7 protein-coding genes and 1 tRNA gene are annotated in these 7,921 nt (G+C 69.5%); 4 read left to right on the top strand and 4 right to left on the bottom strand.

Features of this window, described 5'->3' with window-relative positions; all coding sequences use genetic code 11:
- From RI554_09500 to RI554_09490, 3 genes are all read left to right on the top strand, one after another.
- Positions 1-571 (top strand): PASTA domain-containing protein (locus RI554_09500; protein MDR9392248.1); only part of this gene is annotated, 571 nt, incomplete at its 5' end.
- Positions 572-737: 166 nt separating this feature from the next.
- Positions 738-2,516 (top strand): ABC transporter ATP-binding protein, encoded by a 1,779-nt coding sequence (locus RI554_09495; GenBank protein MDR9392247.1) that lies wholly within the window; start codon positions 738-740, stop codon positions 2,514-2,516.
- The gene (locus tag RI554_09490; GenBank protein ID MDR9392246.1) at positions 2,513-4,495 is read left to right on the top strand and encodes an ABC transporter ATP-binding protein; all 1,983 of its coding nucleotides are present in this window, start codon (positions 2,513-2,515) and stop codon (positions 4,493-4,495) included. Before RI554_09495 ends, RI554_09490 begins: the two co-directional genes overlap by 4 nt.
- Before the next feature lie 33 nt (positions 4,496-4,528).
- Here the strand turns inward: RI554_09490 and RI554_09485 are convergent, their stop codons facing one another.
- Both RI554_09485 and RI554_09480 read right to left on the bottom strand, forming a co-directional pair.
- Positions 4,529-5,056 (bottom strand): hypothetical protein, encoded by a 528-nt coding sequence (locus RI554_09485; protein MDR9392245.1) that lies wholly within the window; start codon positions 5,054-5,056, stop codon positions 4,529-4,531.
- Between the two features lie 45 nt (positions 5,057-5,101).
- Positions 5,102-6,370 carry a hypothetical protein gene (locus RI554_09480; GenBank protein ID MDR9392244.1) on the bottom strand — a complete coding sequence of 423 codons (1,269 nt, stop codon included), beginning with the start codon at positions 6,368-6,370 and terminating at the stop codon, positions 5,102-5,104.
- A 92-nt stretch (positions 6,371-6,462) separates the two neighbouring features.
- Between RI554_09480 and RI554_09475 the strand changes: the two genes are divergently transcribed.
- Positions 6,463-6,538: transfer RNA gene (locus RI554_09475), tRNA-Ala, on the top strand.
- A gap of 77 nt (positions 6,539-6,615) precedes the next feature.
- On the opposite strand, the gene RI554_09470 is transcribed toward RI554_09475, so the two are convergent.
- Both RI554_09470 and RI554_09465 read right to left on the bottom strand, forming a co-directional pair.
- Positions 6,616-6,714 (bottom strand): PLP-dependent transferase, encoded by a 99-nt coding sequence (locus tag RI554_09470; protein MDR9392243.1) that lies wholly within the window; start codon positions 6,712-6,714, stop codon positions 6,616-6,618.
- Positions 6,715-7,036: 322 nt separating this feature from the next.
- Positions 7,037-7,921: Ig-like domain-containing protein (locus RI554_09465; protein ID MDR9392242.1), on the bottom strand; the 885-nt coding region annotated here is incomplete at its 5' end.

Here is a 7,921-nt window from a genome sequence, read left to right as displayed (position 1 = left end):
CGAGGATGCCGAGGACGCCACCGATGCCGACGAGGCCGAGACCGCCGGGGACGGGGCGGAGGCGGACGCCTCCGCGGCCCCCAGCGGCCCGCGCATCCCCGACGTGGTCGGCCTCCCCCTCGACGCCGCCCGGACCCGCCTCGCGGACGACGGCCTGGAGGTCCGCGTCGCGTCGGTCGCGAACCCCGACCTGCCGAGCGGGGTCCTCCTGCAAGATCCCCCTCCGGGAGCGGCCCGCGCGACCGACGCGGCGGCGGTCCGCCTCACGGTGAACGGGGCGGCGCGCACGCTGCCGCGCCCGACGCCGGAGGTCCCGGCGAGCCCGCCGGAGGTGCGTTGGATGCCGTACCGCTTCGAGGTGCCGGCCGGCGTCCCCCCCAGCCGTGCGGTGATCCTGGCCACGACCTCCGACGGGGTCCGCAGCGAGGTCGTGCGGACCGAAGCCGAAGGGGGCGACGTCCTGCGGGGGACGTGGCCGACGGTCGTGCCGGGACCGGTGACGTTCGACCTGCGGGTCGACGGCACGCCCTACGGCCGGGCGACGGTCACCGAAGCCGTCGAGCGCCCCTGACCCGGTAGCCGCGCGCCCCGTCGCGCCCCGCGCGGCGGGTGTACCCTACGGGGCCGCCGCGCCGGCGGTGCGCACGCGACGCGCGCCCCGTCCGGCCGCCCCCGCCCCACCGACCCGACGTCCGACCCACGACGACGTCCGATCCGCCCCGACGTACGAGGAGACGATGCGCGCCACGTTCCGCGACCTGTTCGCTTACGCCCGCCGCTACCCCCGCGCCTACGGCACCGGCCTCGCCCTGCTGGTGACGTTCGCGGCGCTGACGACGTTCGCGCCCGTCCTCGTGGGCCGGGTGATCGACGCCCTGCAGGCCGCCGGCGGCGGCGAGGACCCGGCGACGTTCCGGCAGGTCCTCGGCACGATCGGCCTGATCCTGGTCGTGATGTTCGCCGCCGCCGCCGCGATGATCGGCGTGCGCCGCACCCTCCTGAACGCCAGTTGGGAGGTCCAGTTCGACGTACGGCACGACCTGTTCCGCCACTTCACGGCCTTGGACGCCGGGTTCTACGACGACCACCGGGTCGGCGACATGATGGCGCGCCTCACCGCCGACCTCAACGCGGTCCGCATGGTCGTCGGGGTCGCGGTGTTCCAGGGCGCGAACACGCTGCTCCTGCTCGGCTTCACGCTGGCGCGCATGGCGTCGTTGAACGTGCCCCTCACCCTCCTCACGCTGCTGGTGGTGCCGTTCATCACCGTCACCTTCTTCGTGCTGCTGCGCATCATCCACCGCCGCTACCAGCGGGTGCAGGAGCAGTTCAGTGACGTCAGCGCCATGGCGCAGGAGAACTTCAGCGGCATCCGCGTCGTGAAGGGCTTCGGCATCGAAGCGCGAGAGGAGTCCACCTTCGGGCGCCTCAACGACGAGTTCATCCGCCGCAACCTGGCGCTCACCCGCGTCGACGGCCCGTTGTTTCCGTTGATGGAGGTGTTCTTCTCCCTCACCATCAGTGCGCTGTTGCTGCTCGGGGGGCGGCAGGTGCTCGGGGCGGGGGCCGGCCTCACGATCGGCGAGTTCAGCGCCTTCGTGCTGCTCTTCATGGGCATCCAGTGGCCGTTGATCGCGCTCGGTTGGATCGCGAACGTCGTGCAGCGCGGCGTCACGAGTTGGCAGCGCCTCAAGCAGATCCTGGACGAAGAACCCACGGTCCGCGACGGACCGACCGTCGACCGGTCGATCCGCACGATTCGTGGGGCCGTGGAGTTCGACCACGTCACGGTCCGCTTCGGGGACCTCGTGGCGCTCGACGACGTGTCGTTCTCGGTCGCCGCCGGCGAAACGATCGGCGTGACCGGCCGGACCGGCGCGGGCAAGACGACGCTGGTGAACCTCCTGACGCGCACGATCCTGCCGGACGCCGGCGAGATCCGCATCGACGGGCACCCCATCGACACCGTCCCGATCGCGGTCCTCCGCCGCCACCTCGGGGTCGTGCCGCAGGAGCCGTACCTGTTCAGCGACACGATCGCGGAGAACATCGCCTACGGCCTGCCCGACGAGGACGTCGACGCGCTGATGCCGCGCATCCGCGAGGTGGCGCGCCTCGCGCAGGTGCTCGACGACGTCGAGGGCTTCCCCGAGGGGTTCGAGACGCACCTCGGCGAGCGCGGCGTGACGCTGTCGGGCGGTCAACGCCAACGCACCGCCCTGGCCCGCGCGTTCGTGCGCGACCCCGCCATCCTCATCCTGGACGACGCGCTGTCGGCGGTCGACACGCAGACCGAAGCGGCGATCCTCACCGGCCTCGAGGAGGTCCAGAAGGACCGCACGACGTGGATCGTCGCGCACCGCGTGTCGGCGTTCCGAAGCAGCGACCGGATCCTGGTCCTCGACCGTGGGCGCATCGTCGAGGAGGGCAGCCACGCGGACCTGATCGCGCAGGACGGGTGGTACGCCGACATGGACCGCCGGCAGCAGCTCGAGCGGGACCTGGAGGCGTCGTGAGCCGCGCCCCCCGCGACCCCCGCCGCGCCTCGGTGCCCGCGCCCCGCGAGCCGCTCACCGACATGGAGGACCCGGCGTACGACGTGCGCGCCACGAAGGCGGAGTACAAGGCGAACCGGAAGGCGTTCGTCGGGTCGCTCCGCGAGGAGGGGAAGTACGACGAAGAGGGCCAGCGGATGGAGGGCACGTTCGACTGGCAGTTGATGCGTCGCCTCCTGACGTTCATCGCGCCCTACAAGGGCCCGCTGGCGCTCGGCGTGGGGCTGTTGTTGGCCTACAGCGCGATCGCGCCGGTCTTCCCCAGCCTGATCGGGGCGGCGGTCGACCGCTACCTGCTCGCGGCGCAGGAGCCGTGGGCGTCGCTGGACCTCGACGCCCGGCTGCGGGGCCTGACCGGCATCGTGGCGCTGTACGTCGGCCTGGCGATCGTGAACTTCGGTCTTCGCTACGGCTACACGTACGCGGTCTCGTGGATGGGGCAGCACATCGTGTACGACATCCGCAAAGCGATCTTCGCGAAGATCCAGCGGTTGCACCTCGGGTTCTTCGACCGCACGCCGGTCGGGCGCCTCATCACCCGCATCACCGGCGACGTCGACGCGATCGAAATGATGATGAAGGACGGCGTCGTCGGCCTGATCGCCGACGTCGGCATCCTGATCGGCCTGATGGTCTACATGTTCACGATCGAGTGGCGCCTGGCGCTCATCACGCTGACGGTGATGCCGCTGTTGTTCGTGGCGCTCACGTTCCTGCGCGTGCGGCTCCGCGACGCCTACCGCACGGTCCGGCTGCGCACGAGCCGGTCGAACACGTACCTCGCGGAGAACCTGAACGGCATGCGGACCGTGCAGTTGTTCAACCGCGAGGACCGCAACCAGAAGCGGTTCGATCACCTGAACCTCACGCTGCTCGACGCGCACGCCGAACAGGTCCGCTGGTTCAGCCTGTTCTTCCCCACCGTGAACGTCGCCAGCGCCCTCACGACCGCGCTGATCCTCGGCTTCGCGAGTTGGCATCTGGTGGGGCCGGGCGGCCTCGGTGCGATCACGATCGGGACGCTGATCACCTTCCAGCAGTACGCCCAAATGTTCTTCCGGCCGCTGCAGGACCTGTCGGACAAGTTCAACATCCTGCAGGCGGCGATGGCGTCGAGCGAACGGATCTTCGGGCTGCTCGACACGCCCGAGGCGGTCACGAACCGCCCCGACCCCGACGCGTTCGACACGAAGTTCCGCGGGGAGGTGGCGTTCGAGGACGTGTGGTTCGCCTACGACGACGAGCACTGGGTCGTGAAGGACCTGTCGCTCACCATCCACCCGGGCGAGTCGGTGGCGTTCGTGGGGCACACCGGGGCCGGCAAGACGACGATCATCAGCCTCGTCAGCCGCTTCTACGACGTGCAGCACGGCGCCGTCCGGCTCGACGGGCGCGACGTGCGGGCGTACGACCAGGTGGACCTCCGCCGCCACGTCGGCATCGTCCTGCAGGACCCGTTCCTGTTCTCCGGGACGGTCCGCAGCAACATCACGCTGGGGGACGACACCATTCCGCACGAGCGGGTCGAGGAGGCCGCCCGGTTCGTGAACGCGCACGACTTCATCGCGCGCCTCCCGCAGGGGTACGACACGCCCGTCCGGGAGCGCGGCGCGGGGTTCAGCACCGGACAGAAGCAGCTGCTGGCGTTCGCGCGGGCGTTGGTGCAGAACCCCGACATCCTGTTGGTCCTCGACGAAGCGACCGCGAACGTCGATACGGAGACCGAGGACCTGATTCAGGACGCCCTCGAGAAGTTGATGCAGGGCCGCACGAGCATCGTGATCGCGCACCGGTTGTCGACCATCCAGAACGTCGACCGCATCCTCGTCATGAAGCAGGGCCGCCTCGTCGAGCAGGGCAACCACGCGGAGCTCCTCCGCCAGGACGGGTACTACCGGCGCCTGTACGAACTGCAGTACGAGGACGCGCCGGACGCCTGAGGGCCGCGCGGCGCGGCCCGGGGGGACGTGCCCTCAGAGCACCTGCACGCGGTAGACGAGGACGCGTTCCATGCCGGGCTCGAACGGCACCGTGAAGGTCCAGCGGAGCGTGTCGACCGCGGCGGGATCGAACGCGTCCGCGTCGCCGTCGTCCGCGTCCGGGTCGGCGGGCAGCGACGTGAACGTCTCCCCGCCATCGACGGACGCATCGACGACGAGGTCGCCGTCCACGGGCCCCACGGACCCCGCGACGTAACGGACGCCCTCCCCGATCGGGAGGCGAACCGGGAGCGTCCCGGGGCGGTAGATGCGCGAGCCCTCGTTGCGCACCGTCACGCGATACTCGATCTCTTCGCCCGGGACCGCTTCGGTCACCGGTTCGAAGCGCTCGACGGTCTCGCCGTCGTCGTTCACGACGAGGTCGACGCGGAGGATCTCGACGTCGAAGGTCACGCCGTCCGCCTGGGCGGCAGCGGCTCCCGTCGCGGCGAGCGCGACGACGGACGCCCACGTGACGAGGGCGCGACGGAGGCGAGCGGTCGGGACGCGGTCGCGATTCATGCGCGAAGCGTAGCAGGTTGAATCGTGAGGTTCATGACGCTCGCGTCAGGCGTAGATCCACTGCAGCACCCCGAACACCCCGATCGCCAACGCCAACGCCACCCCCAGCACGAGACGACGGACGGCGCGCTCGCGCCGTTCCGCCTCCGCGAACGGGTCGCGGGTCCCCGCCGCCCACCGCACGTCGTCCTCGTCGAACCCGGAACGGATCCACGGGCTCGTGTCGGCAGGCCGGGCGGCGTCGGACGCACCGCCGGCCGCACCGCCGGCCGCACCGCCGGCCCGCCCACCGTCCGCAGCGACCTCCGCCTCGCGATCCGCGTCGTCGTCCCCGTCGTCGTCCGCCGCGCCCCCGTCGACGGCGGCCTGCGGGGACGGCGCGGGGGCCGCCTCGGTCGCGTCCGGCATCGCGCGCGACGGGGCAGGGGGCGTGGCGCGGGGCGTCGTCCACGCTCCGAACACGTCGTCGTCCTCGTGGGGCTCCAGCACCCCCTGCCAGGGGTCGTCGTCGGGCGTCCCCCCGGGTGGTGCGTTCGGGACGTCGCCGCCGGACCCGGCCTCGCTCGAGACCGTGGGGCCCGAGGCAGGAGCGTCCGGCCCGGGCGCGTCCGGCGCAGGGGCATCGGGCGCATCCGCCTCCGCGGCGCGGTCCTCGGGGCCGGCGCTCGCCTCCACCGGCCTGCCCTCCGGGGGGACCGCCTCCGCGGGGGCCGCCTCCGGGGGGGGCTCCGCATCGCCCTTCGAGGGCGCCGGACCGGCCGGTGCGTCGTCGGCGTCGTCCGTCGCGTCGTCCGTCGCGTGGGCCGCATCGTCGCGCGGGAGGAGCGGAGGCCGCCAGGTGGCGCCGGGCGCCGTCGCCTCCGGCGGGTCGGTCGGGGCGGCGTCGGACGGCGGGGGGGTGGGCGTCGTTCCCGCGTCCGGCGTGGCGTCGCCGTCCGTGGCGTCGTCGTCCGTAGCGTCGCCGTCCGTGGCGTCGTCGACGTCGTCGGTCCTCGCAGCGTCGTCGTTCCTCGGGGGGTCGGGGGTGGGGGCGTCCGGAGCGGGGACCGACCGCACCTCGACCTCCACGCCGACCGCGTCGAGGACGTCCGCGACGCGTTGGGCGCTGGCGCGGGGGAGCGGTTTCGTGACCGGTCCCACGCGGTTGTCCAGCAACGGAACGAGCTTCTCGACGGGCAGGTCGAGGCGCGCGGAGGCGTCCGCCGCGACGCGCTGGACGCGACTCGCGGGGAGGGGCGCCACGATCTCGACGACGCCGAGGTCGCTCTGCGCCGCGTCGTCGGGAGGCGTGTCGCCGCTCGGACCGTCGGTCATGCGCGCATCGTACCGTCCCCGCGGCCCTCGGCGTGCGGGCGGTACCGGCGGTTTGACCGGCGCGGGGCCCTGCGGTAGCATCATGGGCGCTCGGGGCTGTGGCGCAGTTGGGAGCGCGCCTGAATCGCACTCAGGAGGTCAGGGGTTCGAATCCCCTCAGCTCCACCACGAGCACGCGGCGTCCGCCTTCGGACGCCGCGTTCTTCGTTCTCGATGCTCGACGTGCCCGGTCCTCGACGCGGGGCTCAGTCCAGGACGGCCAACGCCTGCCGCAGGTCCTCGATCAGGTCGTCCGGATCCTCGATCCCGACGGAGTAACGAATCAACCCCTCGGGGATCTCCATGGCCGCGCAGTGTACGAAGCTCGAATGCACGGGCAAACCAGTACACAAGTACTGCGCGAAGAGGCAAGATTTTGGTGGACTAAACGACCTTTTGTGCCTCGGCGAGAGCGGCCGCTTAGCTTGGGACGAAAATCTCAGTGTCGTACCGGCTGCTCGGGCTTGAGTCGTCACACTTGGCGGGCAACCGCCAGAGCCACAGAAAATCATCTTTGTGCCACTCCCAGCTGTCGCTAGCCGGTTCGAGAAAACTTAGAGAGGAGGTGGATGACACCTCAACCTGGGTAGCGGCTTGTCTGCGGACAACTTTTGGAAGCGCCCGCTTTCAGTCATCTGAATACTCAACGCGGATGGATTCGCCGGCACCACGTGCGGAAAAGCTGCAACGCACGACATTATCCGTGAAGTAGGGAAACCCCGACGAGTAGGGGAGATTTACTGATCCGCTACGCTCAGGTACGAGTCGAGTCACGTTGCCATTGAAGCGGGTGTACAGGCCGTCGTATCCGTCTTCTTCGCATCGCGCAGAAATGTCGGCATTTTCGACAGCTTGTTCTCCCAAATATTCGAAGCGCATGGAGATCGTTGGATAATCAGCATAGCGTTGGCCGACGCTGAAGCTTTTTACAAGGATTGCGGGCTGATGCGGCTCCACGTCAATAATTACCGAGCCAAGATGTTTGCGCCCGCCGAGTGTAGCCTCTACCCGTACCGTGCTCGGGCCGAGGCGCGCCGTTTTCGCCGCTATAACGTCGTAGATAACAATGTAGCCGTCCTGCCGCCAATCAGGCCCCCGCGCTTGTTCTTCAAACCGCACCCCGTCAGGAACGCCTCCAAACACGACTTCAAGACCTTCAAGATTATTTGCGCCGGCAAAACTCAGCGTTACGCTTCCCCGACTGTATTCGGTTTTTCCACCCCGCTCGGGGGTCGTGCGGTCAGTCACCGTTAGGATCTGTGGGAGCACTACAGTAACTTCAACAGTATCAGAAACTGAGGGGGCCTCCTCAGCATAGGCGGTGACAGTTGCCGATCCAACTCCAACACCCTCAACTTTGTAGGAGCCGTCGGTTCGCACAACGGAAGAGTTACTGGACGACAGCGTTATTGGGACCCAAGAGACGGGTTCGGATATGCGGTCGATTTCTAACGAGTAAGTTTCGCCAACCTCCAGTTTGATAGCCCGTTCTGCAATTTCGACTTCCGCGAT

The sequence above is a fragment of the Trueperaceae bacterium genome (genome assembly GCA_031581195.1).
Taxonomy (GTDB): Bacteria; Deinococcota; Deinococci; order Deinococcales; family Trueperaceae; genus SLSQ01.
This window is presented reverse-complemented; position numbering and strand designations above follow the sequence as displayed.